This is a genomic window from Paraburkholderia sp. BL27I4N3 (assembly GCF_003386115.1).
GTDB lineage: Bacteria > Pseudomonadota > Gammaproteobacteria > Burkholderiales > Burkholderiaceae > Paraburkholderia.
The window spans coordinates 3765660-3786466 of sequence record NZ_QREJ01000001.1 but is presented as its reverse complement, the minus strand read 5'-3'; the positions used below and the strand labels follow the sequence as shown (position 1 = coordinate 3786466).

Genomic DNA, 20807 nt, shown 5'->3' with positions numbered 1-20807 from the left:
GGGCTCAGGCGGCGAGTCGGGAAATGTCGGCGACGCAATTCATCTGCTGATGCAGTGCGCCGAGCAAGGCCAAACGGTTGGCGCGCAACGCCGGATCTTCGGCATTGACCATCACGTCGTTGAAGAATGTGTCGACCGGTTCGCGCAACGCGGCGAGCGCGGTTAGCGCGCCCGTGTAGTCGCGTGCGGCGAGCTGCGATTGCACACGCGGCGCGACCTGTTCGAGTTGCGCGTGAAGGGCTTTTTCCGCCGCTTCGACTAGCAGCGTGACCTGCACGCCGCCGGTCGCCGCGCCTTCCGACTTCTTCAAAATGTTCGAGATGCGCTTGTTGGCTGCCGCGAGCGCGGCCGCTTCCGGCAACGCCGCGAATTCACGCACGGCATCCAGGCGCGCGACGATGTCGTCGAGACGCGTGGGGTTCAGCGCCAGCACCGCGTCGATTTCGCCCGGCGCGTAGCCGCGTTCGCGCAGCAGGCCGCGCAGACGGTCCATGCTGAACTCGTAAATGGCTTGCGTCGAATCGGTCACGTTCGGCACTGCGGCGAATTGCGCATAAGCGGTGCGCAGCAGTTCGACGAGATCGACCGGCAGTTGCTTCTCCACCAGAATGCGCAGCACGCCGAGCGCGTGGCGACGCAACGCGAACGGGTCTTTCTCGCCGGTGGGTTGCAGGCCGATGCCCCAGATGCCGACCAGCGTTTCGAGCTTGTCGGCCAGCGCGACGACGGTGCCGGTCGCGGTGGCCGGCAATGCGTCGCCTGAGAAACGCGGCTGATAATGTTCCGAGCACGCGAGCGCGACTTCTTCCGGCTCGCCGTCGTGCCGGGCGTAGTACGTGCCCATGGTGCCTTGCAACTCGGGGAATTCGCCCACCATGTCGGTGATCAGGTCGGCCTTGGCCAGACGCGCGGCGCGCTTCGCGAGCGCCACGTCCGCGCCGATCAGTTCGGCGATCGCGCCGGCCAGCGCTTCGACTCGCTCCACGCGTTGCAGCGCCGAACCCAGCTTGTTGTGATACACGACGTTCGCGAGCAGCGGCACGCGATCCGCGAGCGGCTTCTTCTTGTCCTGCTCGAAGAAGAACTTCGCGTCCGCCAGACGCGGACGCACCACGCGTTCGTTGCCTTCGACGATATCGCCCGGCGTGGACGTCTCGATGTTCGACACGATCAGGAAGCGCGAGCGCAGCTTGCCGTTCGCATCGGTCAGCGCGAAATATTTCTGGTTGGTCTGCATGGTGAGGATCAGGCATTCCTGCGGCACCTGCAGGAACTCGTCCTCGAAACGGCATGCGTACACCACCGGCCATTCGACCAGCGACGTCACTTCGTCCAGCAGCGATTCCGGCATCACCACCTGATCGCCGTCCGCTTGCGCGAGCAGTTGCGTGCGGATGGTTTCCTTGCGGTCGGCGAAATTCGCCACCACGTGGCCTTTGTGCAGCAGTGTTTCGGCGTACGAGTCCGCATGCTGGATCTGCACGAAACCTTCGGAGAGGAAACGATGGCCGAGCGTGGTGTCGTCGGCATCGATGCCGAGCGCGCTCACCGGCACGACCTGTTCGCCATGCAGCGCGGTCAGCCGATGCGCCGGACGCACGAATTGCACGTTGGTGCCGTCCGGACGCTGATACGTCATGACCTTCGGAATCGGCAGCTTGGCGAGCGTTTCGTCGAGCGCGCCTTGCAGGCCGTCGGCGAGCGTGGCGCCCGGCGCGGCGTAGCGCAGGAAGAAGGCCTCGGCCTTGCCGTCCTGCGCGCGCTCCAGGTCGCTCACCGAAAAATCGGGGAAGCCGAGCGCGGCGAGTTTCTTGGCGAGCGGCGCGGTGGGCTGGCCGTCTTTATCCAGCGCGACGGAAACCGGCAGCACTTTCTCCCGCACGTGTTTTTCCGGCGCGACCGCGCGCACGTTCTTGATCGTGACAGCGAGGCGGCGCGGCGTGGCATAACGTTCGAACGACAGTTCGCCTTCGACCAGGTCGCGCGCCGCGAGGCGCTGCGCAATGCCTTCCGCGAAGGCGTCGCCAAGACGCGCGAGCGCTTTCGGCGGCAGTTCTTCGGTCAGCAGTTCGACGAGCAGGGTAGCTTGATGGGGTTGAGTCATTTCTTGATGTTCTCGTCAGTCCGGGTCGATCTTGCGTTCGACTTTGAGCGGCGGCGCCCACGCGGGCATCGCGGCGTCCTGTTCGTCGGTCGTGAGGCCGGGCACGCCGTGCACCGGATTGCCGAGCATCGGGAAGCCGAGCTTTTCGCGCGAATCGTAGTAGGCCTGCGCGACCAGCTTCGACAGCGCGCGAATGCGGCCGATGTATGCCGCGCGCTCCGTGACCGAAATGGCGCCGCGTGCGTCGAGCAGGTTGAACGTGTGGCCGGCCTTTAGCACGAGCTCATAGGCGGGCAACGCGATCTGCGCTTCGATCATGCGCTTCGCTTCGGCCTCGTAGCTGTTGAAGATCGAAAACAGCAGTTCGACGTTCGCGTATTCGAAGTTATAAGTGGACTGTTCGACTTCGTTCTGGTGGTACACGTCGCCATAAGTCAGGCGACGCAGTTCCGGGCCGTTCGGGCCTTGCTCTTCCCACTCGGTCCAGACGAGGTCGTAGACGTTCTCGACCTTCTGCAGATACATGGCGAGGCGTTCGAGCCCGTACGTGATTTCGCCGAGCACCGGTTTGCAATCCAGACCGCCGACCTGCTGGAAGTACGTGAACTGGGTCACTTCCATACCGTTCAGCCACACTTCCCAACCCAGACCCCAGGCGCCGAGCGTGGGATTTTCCCAGTCGTCTTCGACGAAGCGCACGTCGTTCTGCTTCAGGTCGAAGCCGAGAGCTTCGAGCGAGCCGAGGTACAGTTCGAGGATATTTTCCGGCGCCGGCTTGAGCACCACCTGGTACTGATAGTAATGCTGCAGACGGTTCGGGTTCTCGCCATAGCGGCCGTCTTTCGGACGGCGCGACGGTTGCACGTACGCCGCGCGCCACGGCTCGGGGCCGACCGCGCGCAGGAACGTATGGACGTGGGACGTGCCCGCGCCGACTTCCATGTCGATCGGCTGGAGCAACGCGCAACCCTGCTTGTCCCAATAGGACTGCATTGTCAGGATGATTTGCTGAAACGTGAGCATGAAGTGCCTTTCGGGCATGAGGCCGCGCCGTGAGCGCCGAAGCGCGCGGGGCTGGCCGTGGAGCGAAGTGCTAAACCGTAGATTTTAACGGAAAGGGAGGGGGGTGTCCGTTTTGCGGGGTCGGACGGGAGTTCAAGTGTGCTCCAGACGGCAAAGGGCCGCGCGTGGCGGCCCTTCGTCTTCGGTCGTGCGTCTTGCAGGCCATGTCGGCCACCGGCTCAGGTCGCCGCCAACTCCACCTTCGGCGAGAACGAATCGCTCTGCGCCATCGGCCAGTACTTCTCAAATAACGAGTAGCGATGGTTGCCGTTGAGCAGATCGTTCGGTTCGAGATACTTCAGCAGTTCCGACATCAACCGCACTTCATGCGACGACACACGCCGCACGATGTGATGCGCGCGCAGTTCCGCCGGATGCTTCAGCCCCGCGGCCTGAATGATCTCCTTCAGCGCGTGCAGCGTGTTGTGATGGAAGTTGAACACGCGGTCGGACTTGTCGAGGACCGCCAGCGCGCGCTGGCGCACCGGGTCCTGCGTCGCGACGCCGGTTGGGCAGCGCCCCGTATGGCAGGTCTGCGCCTGGATGCAGCCCACCGCGAACATGAAGCCGCGCGCCGCGTTGACCCAATCCGCGCCGATCGCGAGCGTCCTGGTGATGTCGAACGCGGTGATCATCTTGCCGCTCGCGCCGATACGAATACGTTGCCGCAAGCCGATGCCGACCAGCGTGTTGTGCACCAGCAGCAGACCCTCTTGCAACGGCACGCCGACGTGATCGGTGAATTCGAGCGGCGCTGCGCCCGTGCCGCCTTCCGCGCCGTCCACGACGATGAAGTCCGGCAGGATGCCCGTCTCCAGCATCGCCTTGGCAATGCCGAAGAACTCCCACGGATGTCCGATACACAGCTTGAAGCCGGTCGGCTTGCCACCCGACAGCGTGCGCAGCCGGTCGACGAATTCGAGCAGGCCGCGCGGCGTCGAGAACTCGGAGTGCGTGGCCGGCGAGATGCAGTCGCGGCCCATCGGCACGCCGCGCGTCTCCGCGATTTCCGGGGTGATCTTGGCGGCCGGCAGCACGCCGCCGTGACCCGGCTTCGCGCCTTGCGAGAGCTTCACCTCGATCATCTTCACTTGCGGCTCGGCGGCCTGCTTCGCGAACTTCTCCGCGCTGAAGCTGCCGTCGTCGTTGCGGCAGCCGAAGTAGCCCGAAGCGATTTCCCAGATGATGTCGCCGCCGTGCTCGCGGTGATATTTCGACATCGAGCCTTCGCCGGTGTCGTGCGCAAAATTGCCTTTCTTCGCGCCGAGGTTCAGCGCCATGATCGCGTTCGCCGACAGCGAACCGAAGCTCATCGCCGAGACGTTGAAGATCGACATGGAATAAGGCTGCGCGCGATCCGGTCCGACGACGATGCGGAAGTCGTGATTTTCGAGCGTGGTCGGCGCGAGCGAGTGGCTGATCCATTCGTGCGCAGTGGCTTTGACGTCGAGTTCGGTACCGTACGGGCGGCTGTCGACATCGTTCTTGGCGCGCTGATAGACGATGCTGCGCTGGGCGCGCGAGAACGGTTTTTCGTCCGTGTCGCCTTCGACGAAATACTGGCGGATTTCCGGGCGGATGAATTCGAACAGGAAGCGGAAGTGGCCCCACAGCGGATAATTGCGCAGGATCGCGTGGCGCTGCTGCGTCAGGTCGAACAGGCCGAGCGCGACCAGCGCAAGCGGCACGATGATCCAGAACCATGAGATGTGATGCGTGTCGGCCAACGCCGCGCAGACAGCGAACAGCACGGCTGCGCACCACATGGCCAGATAACGTCGAGAAAACATGGGAACTCCAGTGCAGTGAGGACCGTCACGGCGGGATCGCCTGCGCTGCCGGCACAGACGGAATCCGCCGCGAAGGAAAACGAACGACTGCTTGTTATGGTGAAGCTGGTTGCGGCAGGAAGAGCGAGCGCGTGGATGCCACGTGCCGCGCAGGTCGAAACGTGAAGTTGCGGCGTGTGGCGCCACGCTGTGTTGCCGCACGATCGGACGCGAAGCTCAACGGGCGTTCAGCAACGCCGCTTTTTGCGGCTCGCGCGCGACCGGCTGCCCGGTGACCGCGTGTTCGATGATGCCGCCGCCGAGGCACACGTCGCCATCGTAGAGCACCGCAGATTGCCCCGGTGTGACAGCCCATTGCGCCGCGTCGAAATTCAGCTCGAAGAGACCTTCGCCGCTGCCCGCGCTGCTAAACGTGCACGGCGCGTCCGCTTGCCGGTAACGGGTCTTCGCTGCGCACGCGAAACCGTCCGCCGGCGGCTCGCCCGCCACCCAGCTCGTGTTGCCCGCGGACAGCGTATGGCTGAGCAGCCACGCATGATCGTGGCCCTGCGCGACGTACAGCGTGTTCGACGCAATGTCCTTGCCGGCGACGAACCACGGCTCGCCGCTGCCGTCCTTGCTGCCGCCGAGGCCGATGCCCTTGCGTTGGCCGAACGTGTAGAACGCGAGGCCGATATGTTCGCCGACCACTTTGCCGTCGGTGGTTTTCATCGGGCCGGGCTTGGTCGGCAGATAGCGGTTCAGAAAGTCGCGGAACGGCCGTTCGCCGATAAAGCAGATGCCGGTCGAGTCTTTCTTCTTCGCGTTAGGCAGCGCGATCTGCTCGGCAATTTCGCGTACTTTGGTTTTCGGAATCTCGCCGAGCGGAAACAGCGTCTTCGACAACTGCGCCTGATTCAACCGATGCAGGAAGTACGACTGGTCTTTCGAATGGTCGAATGCCTTCAGCAGTTCGAAGCGGCCGTTGTTCTCGCGCACGCGCGCATAGTGGCCGGTCGCGATGGTCTCCGCGCCGAGCGACATGGCGTGATCGAGGAACGCCTTGAACTTGATTTCGGCGTTGCAGAGTACGTCCGGATTCGGCGTGCGGCCGGCCGAGTACTCGCGCAGGAATTCGGCGAACACGCGGTCCTTGTATTCCGAGGCGAAGTTGACCGCTTCGACGTCGATGCCGATCAGGTCCGCCACCGAAACCACGTCGATCCAGTCCTGCCGCGTCGAGCAGTATTCGCTGTCGTCGTCGTCTTCCCAGTTTTTCATGAACAGGCCGACCACGTCGTAGCCCTGTTCCTTCAGCAGCCATGCGGTAACAGACGAATCGACGCCGCCCGACATGCCTACTACGACTTTCTGCTTGCTCATAAGATGCTCACTGGGTGCCGCGTGACTTCATGGATCGTGGGTTGGCCGCGCGTTGCGGCTATCTTTTTGGCCCGACCGAATGCGTGTGCACGAAGTCGAGCGGGAAACGCCGGCCCGCAAGATAATCTTCGAGACATTGCATGACGAGCGGCGTGCGGTGCCGTTCCGGACAGGCGCGCAATTCGTCGGCGCTCATCCACAACGCGCGGACGATGTCGGGGTCGAGGGCGCGCTGTGGATCAGCTTCGCCGCCCGCGCCGCAATAGGTGAAGCGCAGGTAGGTGACGCCCTCGCTGCCGGGCCGCTCGAAATGGGTCATATACATGCCCACCAGCGCCTCGGGCGTAAACGGATGGGCCGTTTCCTCGAGCGTTTCGCGGATCACCGCTTCCACCAGCGTCTCGCCCGCTTCCAGATGGCCGGCGGGCTGGTTCAGGCGCAGGCCGTCGGCGGTATGTTCCTCGACCACGAGAAAGCGCCCGTCACGCTCGACAATGGCCGCTACGGTGACGTGCGGCAGCCAAGTTTCCGGTTTCATGGGTGCGCATTTTACCGGTTATGGGCCTCGCCTGCCGGGAAGCGGGCGGCGCGCGGTCTGGCCGACCCCGCCCGCCGTGCAACCCCGGATTGTCCCCGATTTCTGCGCACCCCCCTCTTTCGGTTAAAGTGAGGCGTTAGCCGTTGCACCTGCAAGCCGGCGTGCCTCGTCGGCCGATCTGTCGTAAAACAGGAAGTCGAGGAGGAACAAGATGCACATCGGAGTGCCAGCCGAGACGCGCGCGCACGAAACCCGCGTCGCCGCGACGCCCGAAACGGTCAAGAAGTATGTGACCCAGGGCCACCGGGTCACGATCCAGAGCGGCGCCGGCACCGGCGCCAGCTTTCCAGACGATGCCTTTACGGCCGCCGGCGCGGAGATCGTCGACGCGGCGACCGCTTTCGGCGCCGATCTCGTCCTGAAAGTCCAGTCGCCGACCGATGCCGAGTTGCCGCTGCTTAAACGCGGCGCGACGCTGGTCGGCATGCTCGATCCGTTTAATACCGAAAACTCATCAAAGCTGGCAGCGGCGGGCGTCACGGCGTTCGCTTTAGAGGCCGCGCCGCGCACTACACGCGCACAGAGCCTCGATGTCTTGAGTTCGCAGGCAAATATCGCGGGTTACAAGGCGGTTCTACTGGCCGCCACGCTTTATCCGCGCTTCATGCCGATGCTGATGACCGCCGCCGGCACCGTGAAGGCGGCCCGCGTGCTGATTCTCGGCGCAGGTGTGGCCGGTTTGCAGGCGATTGCGACCGCCAAGCGCCTGGGCGCGGTGATCGAAGCCTCCGATGTGCGTCCTGCCGTAAAAGAGCAGATCGAATCGCTCGGCGCCAAGTTTCTCGACGTGCCCTACGAAACCGACGAGGAACGCGAAGCCGCGCAAGGCGTCGGTGGCTATGCACGGCCGATGCCGCCTTCCTGGCTCACGCGTCAGTCCGCGCTGGTCCACGAACGCGCCAAACAGGCCGACGTGGTGATTTCCACCGCACTGATCCCGGGCCGCGCCGCGCCGACGCTGATCTCGGTCGACACCGTGCAGGCAATGAAACCCGGCTCCGTGCTGGTCGACCTTGCTGCAGGCCGTGGCGCCGAGTACGAAGGCCAGCGCGGCGGCAACTGTCCGCTCACCGAGACGGACAAGGTCGTCATCAAGCACGGCGTGACCATTGTCGGTTATACGAATCTGGCCTCGATGGTGCCCGCCGACGCATCGTCGCTCTACGCACGCAACCTGCTCGACTTCCTCAAGCTGATCATCACGAAGGAAGGCGCCCTGAACATCGATCTCGCGGACGATATCGTCGCGGCCACGTTGCTGGCCCGTGACGGCGAAGTCACGCGCAAGGCCTAAGAGGAGAGTGCGGACATGGAAGTCATCAACCACACCGTCATCAACCTGATCATTTTCGTGCTGGCGATTTATGTCGGCTACCACGTGGTCTGGAACGTCACGCCCGCGCTGCACACGCCGCTGATGGCCGTGACTAATGCGATCTCGGCGATCGTGATCGTCGGCGCGATGCTCGCCGCGGGTCTCACTCTGGGCACGCCCGGCAAGTTCTTCGGCACGCTGGCGGTCGCGCTCGCGGCAGTGAACGTGTTCGGCGGCTTTCTCGTCACCCGGCGAATGCTGGAGATGTTCCGCAAGAAAGAGCCGAAGAAGCTGATTGCAGACAAGTCGGCCAAGGAGAACGCGTAATGAGTCTGAACGTCGTCACGCTGCTTTATCTGGTCGCGTCGGTCTGTTTCATTCAGGCGCTCAAGGGGCTGTCGAATCCGAAGACGGCGCGCATCGGCAATACCTTCGGCATGGCGGGGATGGCGATCGCGATCCTCACGACCATCGCGCTGATCGTCAAGCAGGCTAATGGGCTCGGTTCGAATCTCGGGTTGGGGCTGGGTCTGCTGCTGGTTGCGCTGGTGGTCGGCGGTGCGGTCGGCGCGTTCGTCGCGGCTCGCGTCGAGATGACCAAGATGCCGGAACTGGTCGCGGCCATGCACTCGCTGATCGGTCTTGCCGCTGTGTGTATTGCGTATGCGGTGGTGTCTGAGCCGGCCGCGTTCGGTCTTGTTGATCCGGAGAACACCGCGCCGGGCTTCCTGCCTTACGGCAATCGCGTCGAGCTGTTCATTGGCACGTTCGTCGGCGCGATTACGTTCTCGGGTTCGGTGATCGCGTTCGGCAAACTGTCGGGCAAATACAAGTTCCGGCTGTTCCAGGGCGCGCCGGTCGTGTACGCAGGACAGCATCTGATCAACCTGCTGCTTGCGCTCGCGATGCTCGGCTTCGGCGTGATCTTCTTCCTCACGCAATCGTGGCTGCCGTTCATCATCATGACGCTGATCGCGTTCGTGCTCGGCGTGCTGATCATCATTCCGATCGGCGGCGCGGATATGCCGGTGGTGGTGTCGATGCTGAACTCGTACTCGGGCTGGGCGGCGGCGGGCATCGGCTTCTCGCTGAACAATCCGATGCTGATCATCGCGGGCTCGCTGGTGGGGTCCTCGGGTGCGATTCTGTCGTACATCATGTGCCGTGCGATGAACCGTTCGTTCTTCAACGTGATTCTCGGCGGCTTTGGCAATGAGCCGGGCGCGGCTGCGGCGGGCGGGTCGGCGGAGCAGCGTCCGGTGAAATCCGGCTCCGCGGATGATGCGTCGTTCATGCTCGGCAATGCTGAAACCGTGGTGATCGTGCCGGGTTATGGGTTGGCGGTCGCGCGCGCACAGCATGCGTTGAAGGAGTTGACCGACAAGCTGGTCGAGAAGGGCATCGAGGTGAAGTACGCTATTCACCCTGTTGCCGGACGGATGCCGGGGCACATGAACGTGCTGCTCGCCGAAGCCGAAGTGCCGTACGACATGGTCTACGAAATGGACGACATCAACGGCGAGTTTGGTCAGGTCGACGTGGTGCTGGTGCTCGGCGCGAACGACGTGGTGAACCCGGCGGCGAAGACCGATCCGAAGTCGCCGATTGCGGGTATGCCGATCATCGAGGCGTACAAGGCGCGCACGGTGATCGTCAACAAGCGCTCGATGGCGGCGGGTTACGCCGGGCTCGACAACGACCTGTTCTATATGGACAAGACGATGATGGTGTTCGGCGATGCGAAGAAGGTGATCGAGGATATGGTGAAAGCGGTGGAATAACGGCGTGCTCGAAGTTCGCGGCCCGCTTTTCAAGCGGCCGCGAACCGCTGGGTTGTCTGCTGGAAGCCTCGTGCTCAAAGGCGGTTTTGTCTCCACCGGTTCGATACAGCGGCCCTATCGCGGCTTCGCATTCACATGCCGCAACAGGTCTGCAAGCCGCCTTCCTTCCTGATCCGGATACTGTTCGAGCACCTGAAGATTCTCCATCTTCTCCAGCCCGAAATTGCGGAAATCGCCGCGCAATTCACACCACGCTCCAAGCGTCCAGCGCGCGCCCCAATAGGCGAGGGCGAGCGGCCAGACGCGGCGCTCGGTCGCCGCGCCGTTCATATCGACGTAGGCAAAGCTCACCACATGTCGCGTGTCGATCGCGCGATGCAGCGCGTCGAGCTGCGCGGAAAAATCCCCTTTGATGTGAAACGACGGCGCGAAGACGGCGAGCCTTTCCAATGCCGCACGCTTGTCGGCGGGCATGGCCGAGGCGATCTTGGCAAGCGCCCCGCGCGCGCCGCCCGCAAAGCCGGCGCCGCCCCATGATTCGAGCATGCGCGCGCCCGCGGCGAGCGCGGCCAGTTCGTCGGCGGTGAAGGTGAGCGGCGGCAGGCTTGCCGTGCGGCTCAGCCGGTAGCCGATGCCGGCCTCGCCTTCGATCGGCACCCCTGACAGTTGCAGATCGCGCACGTCGCGATAGACCGTGCGCAGCGAGATGTGCAGCCAGTCGGCAAGTTGTTGCGCGGTGGTCAGCCGCCGTCCGCGCAGCAGTTCGGCGATCTGGAACAGGCGGTCGGCGCGGCGCGTCATCGTGGGCGTCTTGTAGAAGAGGACGGGGACAGTTCCGCGATGATAGCGCCGCATGCCGCGCTCCGGTCGGCGTTCGCGCGCGGCGCTCACCGGCCGCCGCGCGCGAGCGTTGCGTTGCGTTGGGTTTAACCGTTGGTCCGCGAATGCAGGCCGAGGCGGTTGCCTTCCGTATCGGTGAAGAACGCGATAAAGCCGATGTCTTGCGGCAGCTTGATCACCGGACCGTCGGTCTTGCCGCCGGCTTGCTCGACGCGCGCGAGCGTGGCATCGACGGTCGGTCGCGCGTTCAGATAGACGAGCACGCCGTCGCCGGTGGGCGTCATCGACGGACTATGGACGATCGCGCCGCCCGTGGCCGGTTCCTCGTAGCCGAACACGGCGATCGGCTGGCCGCCGATTTCCTGGACATTCAGTTTGACGTCGAGCGCCGCTTCATAGAAACGGACGGCACGATCGAAATCGACGGACGGAATCTCGAACCACGCAACAACTTTGGATGATGCGGACATGTCACTCTCCTGTGGATGGCGGTAAGCCGTGCAAAGCGCCGGATGGCGTGAGAAGGAGTGTGCGGGGGTGCTACTGACAGCGTGGTGTCAGTAGGAGATGGCAGGAGCCACGAACGCGGCGGTGACTAGTCCGATAGAGAAACGGATTTCTCCCCAGTAGCGCGCGCCACATCAGCAAAGCGCGGTTGTTCGTCGCGCTGCCCGCTTTTAGGACGAATGCCATGTTTTTTGTAAAAGCCTACCGGTAACCTGACTGCTTCTGTTGTCGGGCTGTGCTCTCCGATGCCGCAACCTTCCCTGGTTGCAAGCTCATCTGTTCCGCACCATTTCCAGGTGTCAACGCACCTTCGTTCAAGCCCGCGGCGTTCTGTTTTCAACCGCGAGATTCCTACGTGATGTGGTTTTTTCTACGTAACATCCTCGCGCGCGAGCAGGTCAACTCCATTGACATGAGCCGTGCGGCTCACGTCAAACGCAAATTCCCGCTGGGTGCATCCGCGAGTGCTGTCTTGCTCGGCGGCACCATGGTCGTGTTGGGCGCGCCTGTCGCGTCGGGTGCTGCGGCGAAGACGCTCCGCCAGGCCGCATCGGCCGGTACGGAAGGTTTTGCAGTGGAGCGGGACATGCTGGGCGCGCATCCGTTTTTGTCGAACCGCACCGCAGTCCCGGCGCCGCTTGCCGGCGCTCTGGTTCAATCCGGTGGCACTCAAACACGGCCTCTCATGGAAGCCGATTTGCATGCAAAGCCAGCCTTCGTGTTATCGCCAGGCGAGTCCGTTCTCGTATCGATTTGCCGCGCGAAACCGGGCATGTGCGATCCGCATGTGGCTGGTGCGGCAACGGCCACGGCACTCATACATGGATGGGCAGGGCGGGTTGTGGTGCAGCCGACGAGGCCGGGCGCTCAGCATTGCCGACGTCAGCGGCGGCACGCTTTCCGCAGCAAGCTCGCTCGTGATGCCGACTGCCGATGTCGGCACCTACACCGGCCAGATCAAGGGCAGTTTGCACGATACGTGGGTGGCAGCCGGACTGCCTCCGGATCTGATTGCACAACTGCGGCGGATCTTTGCGGGGCGCTTGGACGAGTCGACTCGCGCTCAGCCGGGTGACGGCTATCGCATCGTCTATGGACCTACGGGCAGCGCTGGAACCGCCTCACAACGCAAGCGTGTGAGTGCCGTCGAAATCACATTGGCAGGACACACGTACAGCGCGGTCTGGTTCGTGGCGCCAGGGCACACGGATGGCGATTATTTTTCGTTCGATGGCGCGCGCCTCGCGGCGCAGCCCTTCGCGATGCCGCTGAACTATGTCCGCATCAGTTCGCCTTTCGGTTATCGCATTCACCCGGTGACGGGCGAGCATTTGTTCCATACCGGCGTGGACTTGACCGCGCACGTGGGTACGCCGGTCGTTGCCGCATGTGCGGGGACGGTGCAATTCATCGGCGCCGATGGCAGCGGCTACGGCAAGCACGTGGTGTTGCGCCACGCGCAGGGTTATACGACGTACTATGCGCATCTTTCGGCCTTCTCCAGTGGTTTGCGAGTTGGCTCGCACGTGAGTGAAGGGCAGCAACTGGGTGCAGTGGGACAGACCGGCGTGACGACCGGTCCACATCTGCATTTCGAGGTGCGGCTGAACAACGAGCCGACCGATCCACTCAAGTTGACGAGCCGTTTCAGTGCGGCTCCGTTAGCGGCTCGTGATCGCGCGGCTTTCGATCGTGTTGCAGGCATTGCGCGAGAGCAGTTGGCGTCGCTGCCTGCTGCGACACGTAGTGCATCGATCGCGCCGCCTGCGCGCGGATAATGCAGAAGTGCTGATCATCCGCAGTGCCTTGTAGTGGAGATGCGTTTGCGCGCAGCGACACGCCGCTGCGTGTTCGACGCTGCCTGCTTAAAAAACGCCCGCCTACGGCGGGCGCAATTCGTTCGCGACCAATGGATAACGGCGCTCGGGGAAGCGCCTGATCGCGTTACGAGGAGCACGGTTTTCGGCTCATCCAAATTCAGAGTACTCACTGACTGATCGAAAAGCAATCAAGTGCGCAAACAGTTTGCAGACCGATCTTTGGACATTTCTTTACGGCGAATTTCATTCAGCCGCTAATCGCGTTCACCGTACTTGTGGGCTCTTCGCTATCGCACAGTCCATTCAATTTACAATCACTTCTTTTCTGCATACGATAATTACGGTAGCTTCCTATTTGCGGATTGTTTCAAACGCGAAACAGCGTGAGGTGCCGAAAATGATGAATACCCCAGCGCACGTCTTTAGATCGATTCTCACGAGCGGCGCGCAATTCGAGGAGTACGTCGACCGGATCGGACGTCCGCGATTCGCCATCAGTATTGACGGAGACGAAACCGCGGCATCCCTCGCGCAGTCGGACGAATGGTTGTTCGCCGACGATATCGATTGCCTCATGCACGCGTTCCTCGACTGCGATAAAGGCGCATGGCAGGTACTTCTCGAAACGATGTTCAATAACGCCTGGCGATACGGCTTCGTCGCCCTATGCGCGAATCGTTACGACAGCTTCACTGAAGAATGGAAGGCGGACGACGACAAGAACGCTCGCCCCGATCACTACCGCGCACAGAAATATTTCGGCGTAATCGTCGACGCCGGAGAGATCGGCTTTAGCAACGCGCCATTGCAGTACTGGGTGTTCATCGGCAGTACGAGTGGTTGTATCACCGCTGAACAGCTTCTCGGCGCAGGCCTGACCCACGAGGGATTGATTGGTCAGCTCTGCGTGATCAACGGGCTCTGCGAAGTCGAACGAATTGGCAATCATCGGATCGCGGAGCGCAGCGCCGCGTAGTCCTTCAGCGCCGAACGCGCGAGCGCGATTTCACGTCTCGCGGAACCCGCCCTGCAGGCTCGCGTGGCGGTGGAGTGCACCTCTTATAGGGTGAACGAATATGAAAACCTGCGACGGGAAGTGGGTGTGCAACTTTTGCGGATCGGATGAGTGCGAAGCCATGACGATCATCATCGGACCGAAAAATGTGGCGATCTGCGGAGCATGCATCGAAATCTGCATGAAGGCCATGGACGCACGGCAACGTCACAGTGCTGCCGCCGTCGCGTCGGTTGCCGCCGTGCTCGCCATTGCGACGGCGCGTGCTACGAAGGAACTTGCGTCGAGAGCCGAACAACGCGCCAAATCTGCTCGACGACACGGAAAATCATGACGCGGAGTCGGCACGATCGCGCGGCGATCGGTGCTCGACCACGACCCCGCGTCCACCACGTTCCAGGTTTTACGACGAGCGAGTGACCGGCCTCAAGCCGCAGGCGTATCGCTCTGCGGCCGCTGCCGCACACTGCCAGCGATCAGATCGAAGCGGAACAGCCGGCATTCGAGCGCGCCGTTAAAGAGCGGCGTCTTGGTCGATTCACGCAGACGCAACTGACCCGGCAGCTTGCGATCCGACGTCAGGATGAACGCGTGCCAACCGGTGAAACGCTGCTTGAGCGCATCGCCGAGCGACTGGAAAAATTCACTGTCCGGCGCTTCTTCCTGAACGCGGCGAAAGCCCTCGTCTTCGCGGTTCTCACGATTGCCACGGCCTTCGCGAAGCTCGCCGCGAGCATTGCGACCGCGCACTTCGATCCGTTCGCCATACGGCGGATTGGCGACGAGAATACCCGCATCGGAGGTCGGCGGCGTCATGCTGCGCGCGTCGACCTGTTTGAGCGGAATGTTCGGCAAGCCGGCGCGCTGGAAGTTGGCGCGCGCCTTGTCGAGCATGTCGCCGGAAATATCGCTGCCGAAGATTTGCAGATCGGCGCGCGAACTGCGCGCGGCGTGCTTGGCGTCGAGCGCGGCGGCCTTCAGCGTTTGCCAGGTTCTGGCTTCGAACTGTTTGAGCTTCTCGAAGCCGAAGCGCCGTTCCGCGCCCGGCGCGATATTCAACGCCACTTGCGCCGCTTCCGCGAGGAAGGTGCCGCTGCCGCACATCGGGTCGTACAGCGGCGTGCCCGCGGTCCAGCCGGTCAGACGCAGAATGCCCGCGGCCAGATTCTCACGCAGCGGCGCCGCGCCCTTGTCGAGCCGCCAGCCGCGCTTGAACAACGGATCACCCGAGGTGTCGAGGTACAGCGTGCAATCGGTGGCCGTAAGAAAGGCGAACACGCGCACGTCGGGCATGGCGGTGTCGATGTTCGGACGCGCCCCGCTCACTTCGCGCAGACGATCGCAGATCGCATCCTTGACGCGCAGCGTCGTGAATTCGAGGCTGCGCAGCGGCGATTTGATCGCGGTGACGTCCACGCGCAGCGTTTCATTTGCCGAGAACCATTGTTCCCAACGCTGCTCGACCGCAAGCGCATACACGTCCTGCTCGCTGCGATACGGGCGGTGCGCGATCTTCAGCAGCACGCGGCTCGCGAGGCGCGAATACAGGTTGGCGGCCATGCCGGCAGCCCAGCCTCCGCGGAAATGCACGCCGCCCGGCACTTGTGTGCCGGCCGTGAACGGCGCGCCATTCAGGTGTTTCGCTGCAATTTCGGCGAGTTCGGCCGCGAGCGAGGCTTCAAGGCCGCGTGGGCAAGGGAGGAAGAAATCGAAGGACATTGAGGTTGCCGGAAGGCGTTGGATAAGGCGCTATTGTACGCGGTCGGGGTGGGCCGCCATGCGCGATGTCCTGGGTGGCATGCGGCGGCGCGTCGGTCGCAGCGCATAAAGCAAAGCGCGAAGGTCAGGGGCATCGCAGCGGGCGCCCGTCATGCGCCAGAATCCACCGCCGGCGAGCAGCGGCTATTCAGGGTGAACAGGGCGACGTTGTAGAACACGGTCGGCGCGCCATAGGCAGCCGACCCGAGCGGCGTCAGACGATAGCGGCCGATCTGCAGGGTATCCCGCGCCAAGGTCTGATTTGTTGACGATGACGAATGTCATCGTGTCGCGGGCGCCTAACCAATTGAGTTTTGCCCGGCTGCCGCGGTTGTCTGGCTATCGCGTGTCTGCAAGCGTGAGCATCGATCATGGTCGGCTCGCTAACGAGGACGGCCGCGCCTTTACTAAAACCAGATGCCGGTTCACGGCGCGGTCGCGCCGCGTGCCGTTTCGCCTTCCTTCGTGTTGGAGCGTCGGTTCATCGCTCTCTATCCGCAACGAGTCGTTGCCGGACACGGACTTGATCTGGTTCGTCGCGGCAATACCCCTTCTGCGGAAGGGCCGGTCTGCGCATTCCGGGTTTGCGGGCACAGACACGCGCGCCGCGCGGGCCTGGTTCATGAGCAGGCACAGCGCCTCGGCCGGTGTCGCATTCGTCGCCGGCATTTCAATCTCCGGCAGTTGCGCGAGCCGGCGCCACGCGGACGGAAACGCACGGCTGAACAGGAAACACAATGCCCGGGTGTTGAGCGGGTGATGGCGGCCGCGCTCCCATTCCCTGCGCAGCAGCACAATCGCGCTGGTGCGCAGGGCAGTGTGCGACGCACGTTTCGCCAATAATTCACGCCGGACCGCGAGATCTTCCGCACACAGAACTGCTACGCCGACGACATCGGCATTCAGGCTTGCCCGTTCGGCCACCGTTCCGCAGCGCATGTTGAGCAGCGTATGGCCGCCGCGCGTCAGACGGATGGTCTCAAAGCGCACGTTGTCATCCAGTTGCGCCTTGAAGGGAAGGCCGGCGCATTCCGCCTGAGCATCGCACTCGCGAAGGATCACGGCGCGCACCGCGCACGCGGCGTTACTCTCCAGCAGCGCGAGATGCTGCGATAACGCCGGATGCATGCTTCGCAGCCACGCTACATGCTCGATCACGCCGAAGCCGGGCGTGCGGAGCAGACCGCTGACAAAGAAGAATCGCAAGGCACCTCGACTGTCTGAAAAGGCCAGACCGTAGACGACGATGCGAGGCGTCGGCGGCAGAGCATGTGCGCGGTGACGCATGATCGTCTCCAGCGAAATAGTTTCAAACGTCTGAATATTCCTAGATTAGGCTAAGCCACAAAACGTGGCTATTTATTCAGTAAAAAGTGCGCCTCGTAAATGTAATAAAAGTAATTAGTACCTTGACGACGGCATGAACGATCGAACTGCCCTCGGCTAGTGCTTATCGATGAGCAGAATTGACGCACTTTTTGCGCCGCTTAATGGTGCAGCGGATGGATTCGGAAAATGTGACTTGAGGCATGCTTCGCCGCCGGCGACTTCGGATAGCCGCCTGGTAGATGGTATTGGAACCACTCGCACAGGCGTGTCGGAAGCGGTCGTCGACGCGCGCGCGGCAACCGGACACGGCGTTGCTGGCGGATAAAAGCTGGAGAAGGAGAGCTACATTCGCGACGGGCGCGCAAGCCCGCAAGAGGCGCGCCGTCTACAAACCTGCGAAAGCCCGTGATCGCGCCTCGCGCGCCACGGGCAAACAGGCAACGGCGTTGCGCCGTGCCCGATCGATCAAGCGCCGGTCGCCGCGCTGCCAGCGCTCGACGGACACGGCGGCGCGGACGCAACCGCGCCCTTCGTCGTCGCATTCCCTCGGGCCTGCGCAGCCGACGCCGCCATGGCCCGCACCGCCGAAGCCACTTGCGTGGAGATCTCCTGCAACGCCTTCCGGTGCCCGTCCACCAGCGCGTCATATCCGCCGCTGACCGGCTCGCTCACCACGCTGCGGCAAGTCATCACCGTCGTGCTCCGCACGGCCCGCACGCTCCACACCGCATCGATCAACGCATGCGAACCAGGCCATGACTCGAAGCGCTGCACATTCATGCTGACGCGATACACCGGCGTCGAATCCGGATACGCCGTGCCGTACACGTCGATGGTGCCCAATTGCTCCGTCAGATTCGTCGACAGCGCGCGACGGATTTCGTCGCCGGGCAAGGAAGCCCAGCGGTCCTGTTCGAGCACCTGAACCTGCGTCGGCCCCGTTTGCACGACGAGTTGATTCTTGGTCACCTGCGGCGGCACGTCGATCGGCGCGACTTCAATCAGCCATGCCGGCGCCGCCGTGGTCTGCGCGCTGACCGGCGCAGCCGATCCGGCGGCACTGTCGGCACCGAGCGTATAGAAGCGGCTTGTCGGCGACGAGCACGCGGCCAGCGCTGCCATACCGGCCAGCGCGCCTGCAACGACAGCGCCGCGCACGAGCCCGCGCGGCGGGCTGGGGAGCCGGGCAAACATCATGGTTTATCTCCTGTTTTACCGCGCAACAGCGACTCGGGATGACGCTCCAGATAATCCGACAGCGCATTCAGCGACTGCAATGTGCGCGTCAATTCCTGCAACGCCTGATGAACATCGGACTGCAACGGCGAGTCCTGCTGCAACGTCGCTTCGGCTGAACCGAAGGTTTGCTTGGCCGCCGCGAGCGTGTCGCGAGCCTGCGGCACGACTTCCTTGTCGAGTCGCGTGAAGAGTTGATCGGCGTTCTTCAGCGCGCTGTTCAGGTTGTTGCCGATCTGATCGAACGGCACCGCGTCGAGCTTCTTCGCGATGTCGGCGACCTGGAGTTGCAACTCGTCGAGCGTGTTCGGAATCGTCGGCAGTTCGAGCGGATCCTTTGTTACGTCGACGGTTGCCGGCGGCGCCTTCGGGAAGATATCCACCGCCACGTACAACTGGCTCGTAATCAGGTTGCCCGTGCGCAACTGGCCGCGCAGACCATGTTTGACGAGCGCTTGCAGCATGGTTTGCCCCGCCATGCTGCCAGGCGCGGGCGCCGTTTCGCGGAAGCGCTTGCCGAGGCGGTCGGGGTACAGGTTCATCGTCACCGGCATGGTGAAGCTGCGCGTCTTCGGATCGTAGTCGATGCCGATATTGGTCACCTGGCCCAGCACGATGCCGCGGAAATCGACCGGTGCGCCGATCGACAAGCCACGCAGCGACTGGTTGAAGTTCATCACCACACGCAACGGCACGCCGTCCGGTTCGCGCATGGCATCCGCTTCGTCCGAGCCGAGGCGGAACGTCATGTTGTTCGGCGCCTGCGCGCCCACGCCCTGACCCGGCGGCGACTGGAACGACAAGCCGCCCACGATCACCGTCGCAAGCGATTGTGTGTTCAGCTTGAAGCCGCTGGAATCGAGCCGCAGATCGACGCCGCTCGCATGCCACCAGCGCGAATTGGTGCCGACATACTGGTCGAACGGCGCGGACACGAAGACCTGCATGGTCACGCCGGTGCCGTCCTTGTCGAGCGAGAAGCCGACCACCTGGCCGACCTGCACGCGCCGGTAAAAGATCGGCGAGCCGATGTCGATCGAGCCGAGCGAGTCGCCGTGCAGCACGAACTGGTGGCCCTTCTGGTCGCCGGTAATGGGCGGCGGCGTTTCGAGGCCGACAAAATTCTTCTCGCTATCCGGCGAGTGGCCGGCGTCTGCCCCGATGTACGCGCCCGAAAGCAGCGTGGTGAGACCCGACACGCCGCTCGCGCCGATACGCGGCCGCACCACCCAGAAACGCGAGTCCTTGACCGCGAAGTCTTCGCCTTCCTTGGTCAACTGCACCTGCACGAGCACGTGGGACAGATCTTTCGACAGCGTGATGGTCTTCACCGAGCCGACATCGACGTCCTTGTACTTCACCTTGGTCTTGCCGGGCTCGAGACCTTCGGCGCTCACGAAGCTGATCGTGATGGTCGGGCCTTTCTCGGTCACCGACTTGATCACGAGCGCGATGCCGATCAGCGCGGCGATCAGCGGAATCACCCAGACGAGCGAAGGCAGCCAGCGGCTGCGCGGCTCAATTTCAGGGTCCGGGAGTTGGGGCGGCAGCTTCGGTCCGTTCGAATCGTTGCGCGGCGCATCGGAGGCGGGCGTCGGTTCTTGCGGGCTAGTCATGTTTGAGGTCCTGAGGTTTTTGGGTACTGCCGTTCGCGCTTCCTTCCACGCTGCCTTCCACGCTATCCCAGATGAGCCGTGGATCGAATTGCATGGAGGCCATCATGGTCAGAATCACGACCGAGCCGAAGGCGATCGCGCCGGGGCCGGCCGTGATGACGGCAAGCGATTTGAAGCGCACCAGCGCCACAGTCAGTGTGACGACGAACACGTCGAGCATCGACCAGCGCCCGATCCGTTCGACCATCCGGTATAGCGTGGTGCGCTGCTCGGGCCGCCAGCGCGAACGGCGCTGCGCCGTGACGGTCAGCAGCACGAGCACGCTCAGCTTGAGCATCGGCACCATGATGCTGGCGATGAACACGATCACCGCGAGCGGCCAGTCGCCCGAGGTCCAGAAATAGACGACGCCGCTCATGATGGTGTCGTCTTCGGAACCGAGCAGCGACGAGGTGTGCATCACCGGCAGCAGATTCGCGGGAATATACAGGAGCGCCGCGGCGATCAGCAGCGCCCACGTGCGCATCAGGCTGTCAGGGTTGCGCGAGTGCAGGCGCGAGCCGCACCGTGCGCAGTGCTGCGGCGTGACGGAGCGGATGCGCGGTTCGACGCGTCCGCATGCGTGGCAACTAAGCAGACCGGCACGTCTTGCGGTGACGTATTTCATCGCGTGC

Annotated in this window: 19 protein-coding genes; 6 read left to right on the top strand and 13 right to left on the bottom strand. The window is 63.2% G+C overall.

All coding sequences use genetic code 11. From position 1 onward, the window contains the following. Window positions 1-4: 4 nt before the first annotated feature. The 5 genes from glyS to B0G71_RS17050 form a co-directional block, all read right to left on the bottom strand. The gene (glyS, locus tag B0G71_RS17070) at window positions 5-2104 is read right to left on the bottom strand and encodes a glycine--tRNA ligase subunit beta (RefSeq protein ID WP_116142907.1); all 2100 of its coding nucleotides are present in this window, start codon (window positions 2102-2104) and stop codon (window positions 5-7) included. A 15-nt stretch (window positions 2105-2119) separates the two neighbouring features. After that, on the bottom strand, window positions 2120-3127 hold the full coding sequence (gene glyQ / locus B0G71_RS17065; protein ID WP_106282303.1) for a glycine--tRNA ligase subunit alpha: 1008 nt from the start codon (window positions 3125-3127) through the stop codon (window positions 2120-2122). Between the two features lie 218 nt (window positions 3128-3345). Further along, window positions 3346-4956 carry an FMN-binding glutamate synthase family protein gene (locus B0G71_RS17060; protein ID WP_116142904.1) on the bottom strand — a complete coding sequence of 537 codons (1611 nt, stop codon included), beginning with the start codon at window positions 4954-4956 and terminating at the stop codon, window positions 3346-3348. A gap of 216 nt (window positions 4957-5172) precedes the next feature. Further along, window positions 5173-6318 (bottom strand): tRNA 2-thiouridine(34) synthase MnmA, encoded by a 1146-nt coding sequence (gene mnmA / locus B0G71_RS17055; protein WP_116142903.1) that lies wholly within the window; start codon window positions 6316-6318, stop codon window positions 5173-5175. Between the two features lie 58 nt (window positions 6319-6376). Then, on the bottom strand, window positions 6377-6856 hold the full coding sequence (locus tag B0G71_RS17050) for an NUDIX hydrolase (RefSeq protein WP_116142901.1): 480 nt from the start codon (window positions 6854-6856) through the stop codon (window positions 6377-6379). 211 nt (window positions 6857-7067) lie between these two features. Between B0G71_RS17050 and B0G71_RS17045 the strand changes: the two genes are divergently transcribed. The 3 genes from B0G71_RS17045 to B0G71_RS17035 are packed head-to-tail and all read left to right on the top strand — an operon-like array spanning window position 7068 to window position 10012. Continuing rightward, entirely contained in the window at window positions 7068-8210 is a 1143-nt protein-coding gene (locus B0G71_RS17045; protein WP_116118988.1) for a Re/Si-specific NAD(P)(+) transhydrogenase subunit alpha, read from the top strand. A 15-nt stretch (window positions 8211-8225) separates the two neighbouring features. Further along, window positions 8226-8558 carry an NAD(P) transhydrogenase subunit alpha gene (locus tag B0G71_RS17040; RefSeq protein ID WP_106281949.1) on the top strand — a complete coding sequence of 111 codons (333 nt, stop codon included), beginning with the start codon at window positions 8226-8228 and terminating at the stop codon, window positions 8556-8558. Further along, on the top strand, window positions 8558-10012 hold the full coding sequence (locus B0G71_RS17035) for an NAD(P)(+) transhydrogenase (Re/Si-specific) subunit beta (RefSeq protein WP_116142899.1): 1455 nt from the start codon (window positions 8558-8560) through the stop codon (window positions 10010-10012). Before B0G71_RS17040 ends, B0G71_RS17035 begins: the two co-directional genes overlap by 1 nt. A gap of 114 nt (window positions 10013-10126) precedes the next feature. Here B0G71_RS17035 and B0G71_RS17030 read toward each other — a convergent pair whose 3' ends face one another. Both B0G71_RS17030 and B0G71_RS17025 read right to left on the bottom strand, forming a co-directional pair. Next, on the bottom strand, window positions 10127-10867 hold the full coding sequence (locus B0G71_RS17030; RefSeq protein ID WP_116142897.1) for a YafY family protein: 741 nt from the start codon (window positions 10865-10867) through the stop codon (window positions 10127-10129). Window positions 10868-10938: 71 nt separating this feature from the next. Then, the gene (locus B0G71_RS17025; RefSeq protein ID WP_116142895.1) at window positions 10939-11322 is read right to left on the bottom strand and encodes a VOC family protein; all 384 of its coding nucleotides are present in this window, start codon (window positions 11320-11322) and stop codon (window positions 10939-10941) included. 858 nt (window positions 11323-12180) lie between these two features. Here B0G71_RS17025 and B0G71_RS17020 point away from each other — a divergent pair. From B0G71_RS17020 to B0G71_RS17010, 3 genes are all read left to right on the top strand, one after another. Further along, window positions 12181-13137, top strand: a complete 957-nt coding sequence (locus tag B0G71_RS17020; protein WP_220377324.1) for a M23 family metallopeptidase — start codon at window positions 12181-12183, stop codon at window positions 13135-13137. A 247-nt stretch (window positions 13138-13384) separates the two neighbouring features. Next, window positions 13385-14155 (top strand): hypothetical protein, encoded by a 771-nt coding sequence (locus B0G71_RS17015; RefSeq protein WP_147308684.1) that lies wholly within the window; start codon window positions 13385-13387, stop codon window positions 14153-14155. Window positions 14156-14255: 100 nt separating this feature from the next. Then, on the top strand, window positions 14256-14528 hold the full coding sequence (locus B0G71_RS17010; RefSeq protein WP_116142889.1) for a ClpX C4-type zinc finger protein: 273 nt from the start codon (window positions 14256-14258) through the stop codon (window positions 14526-14528). 92 nt (window positions 14529-14620) lie between these two features. On the opposite strand, the gene B0G71_RS17005 is transcribed toward B0G71_RS17010, so the two are convergent. From B0G71_RS17005 to B0G71_RS16985, 6 genes are all read right to left on the bottom strand, one after another. Beyond that, complete coding sequence (locus B0G71_RS17005) at window positions 14621-15913, bottom strand: class I SAM-dependent RNA methyltransferase (protein WP_116142887.1); 1293 nt, start codon at window positions 15911-15913, stop codon at window positions 14621-14623. A 149-nt stretch (window positions 15914-16062) separates the two neighbouring features. Further along, the gene (locus B0G71_RS41395; RefSeq protein WP_158608118.1) at window positions 16063-16206 is read right to left on the bottom strand and encodes a hypothetical protein; all 144 of its coding nucleotides are present in this window, start codon (window positions 16204-16206) and stop codon (window positions 16063-16065) included. Window positions 16207-16321: 115 nt separating this feature from the next. Continuing rightward, window positions 16322-17239 (bottom strand): hypothetical protein, encoded by a 918-nt coding sequence (locus B0G71_RS17000; RefSeq protein WP_116142885.1) that lies wholly within the window; start codon window positions 17237-17239, stop codon window positions 16322-16324. Window positions 17240-17746: 507 nt separating this feature from the next. After that, window positions 17747-18478, bottom strand: a complete 732-nt coding sequence (locus B0G71_RS16995; protein ID WP_116142883.1) for a PqiC family protein — start codon at window positions 18476-18478, stop codon at window positions 17747-17749. Then, window positions 18475-20133, bottom strand: a complete 1659-nt coding sequence (locus tag B0G71_RS16990; protein WP_116142881.1) for an intermembrane transport protein PqiB — start codon at window positions 20131-20133, stop codon at window positions 18475-18477. Before B0G71_RS16990 ends, B0G71_RS16995 begins: the two co-directional genes overlap by 4 nt. Continuing rightward, entirely contained in the window at window positions 20126-20800 is a 675-nt protein-coding gene (locus B0G71_RS16985) for a paraquat-inducible protein A (protein ID WP_116142879.1), read from the bottom strand. The genes B0G71_RS16990 and B0G71_RS16985 overlap by 8 nt, the downstream gene beginning before the upstream one ends. Window positions 20801-20807 lie beyond the last annotated feature (7 nt).

What these genes read in the sequence shown, in the direction of transcription:
- glyS (WP_116142907.1), bottom strand. Translation starts at nt 2,104, where the DNA reads ATGACTCAACCCCATCAAGCTACCCTGCTCGTCGAACTGCTGACCGAA.
- glyQ (WP_106282303.1), bottom strand. Translation starts at nt 3,127, where the DNA reads ATGCTCACGTTTCAGCAAATCATCCTGACAATGCAGTCCTATTGGGAC.
- B0G71_RS17060 (WP_116142904.1), bottom strand. Translation starts at nt 4,956, where the DNA reads ATGTTTTCTCGACGTTATCTGGCCATGTGGTGCGCAGCCGTGCTGTTC.
- mnmA (WP_116142903.1), bottom strand. Translation starts at nt 6,318, where the DNA reads ATGAGCAAGCAGAAAGTCGTAGTAGGCATGTCGGGCGGCGTCGATTCG.
- B0G71_RS17050 (WP_116142901.1), bottom strand. Translation starts at nt 6,856, where the DNA reads ATGAAACCGGAAACTTGGCTGCCGCACGTCACCGTAGCGGCCATTGTC.
- B0G71_RS17045 (WP_116118988.1), top strand. Translation starts at nt 7,068, where the DNA reads ATGCACATCGGAGTGCCAGCCGAGACGCGCGCGCACGAAACCCGCGTC.
- B0G71_RS17040 (WP_106281949.1), top strand. Translation starts at nt 8,226, where the DNA reads ATGGAAGTCATCAACCACACCGTCATCAACCTGATCATTTTCGTGCTG.
- B0G71_RS17035 (WP_116142899.1), top strand. Translation starts at nt 8,558, where the DNA reads ATGAGTCTGAACGTCGTCACGCTGCTTTATCTGGTCGCGTCGGTCTGT.
- B0G71_RS17030 (WP_116142897.1), bottom strand. Translation starts at nt 10,867, where the DNA reads ATGCGGCGCTATCATCGCGGAACTGTCCCCGTCCTCTTCTACAAGACG.
- B0G71_RS17025 (WP_116142895.1), bottom strand. Translation starts at nt 11,322, where the DNA reads ATGTCCGCATCATCCAAAGTTGTTGCGTGGTTCGAGATTCCGTCCGTC.
- B0G71_RS17020 (WP_220377324.1), top strand. Translation starts at nt 12,181, where the DNA reads ATGGATGGGCAGGGCGGGTTGTGGTGCAGCCGACGAGGCCGGGCGCTC.
- B0G71_RS17010 (WP_116142889.1), top strand. Translation starts at nt 14,256, where the DNA reads ATGAAAACCTGCGACGGGAAGTGGGTGTGCAACTTTTGCGGATCGGAT.
- B0G71_RS17005 (WP_116142887.1), bottom strand. Translation starts at nt 15,913, where the DNA reads ATGTCCTTCGATTTCTTCCTCCCTTGCCCACGCGGCCTTGAAGCCTCG.
- B0G71_RS17000 (WP_116142885.1), bottom strand. Translation starts at nt 17,239, where the DNA reads ATGCGTCACCGCGCACATGCTCTGCCGCCGACGCCTCGCATCGTCGTC.
- B0G71_RS16995 (WP_116142883.1), bottom strand. Translation starts at nt 18,478, where the DNA reads ATGATGTTTGCCCGGCTCCCCAGCCCGCCGCGCGGGCTCGTGCGCGGC.
- B0G71_RS16990 (WP_116142881.1), bottom strand. Translation starts at nt 20,133, where the DNA reads ATGACTAGCCCGCAAGAACCGACGCCCGCCTCCGATGCGCCGCGCAAC.
- B0G71_RS16985 (WP_116142879.1), bottom strand. Translation starts at nt 20,800, where the DNA reads ATGAAATACGTCACCGCAAGACGTGCCGGTCTGCTTAGTTGCCACGCA.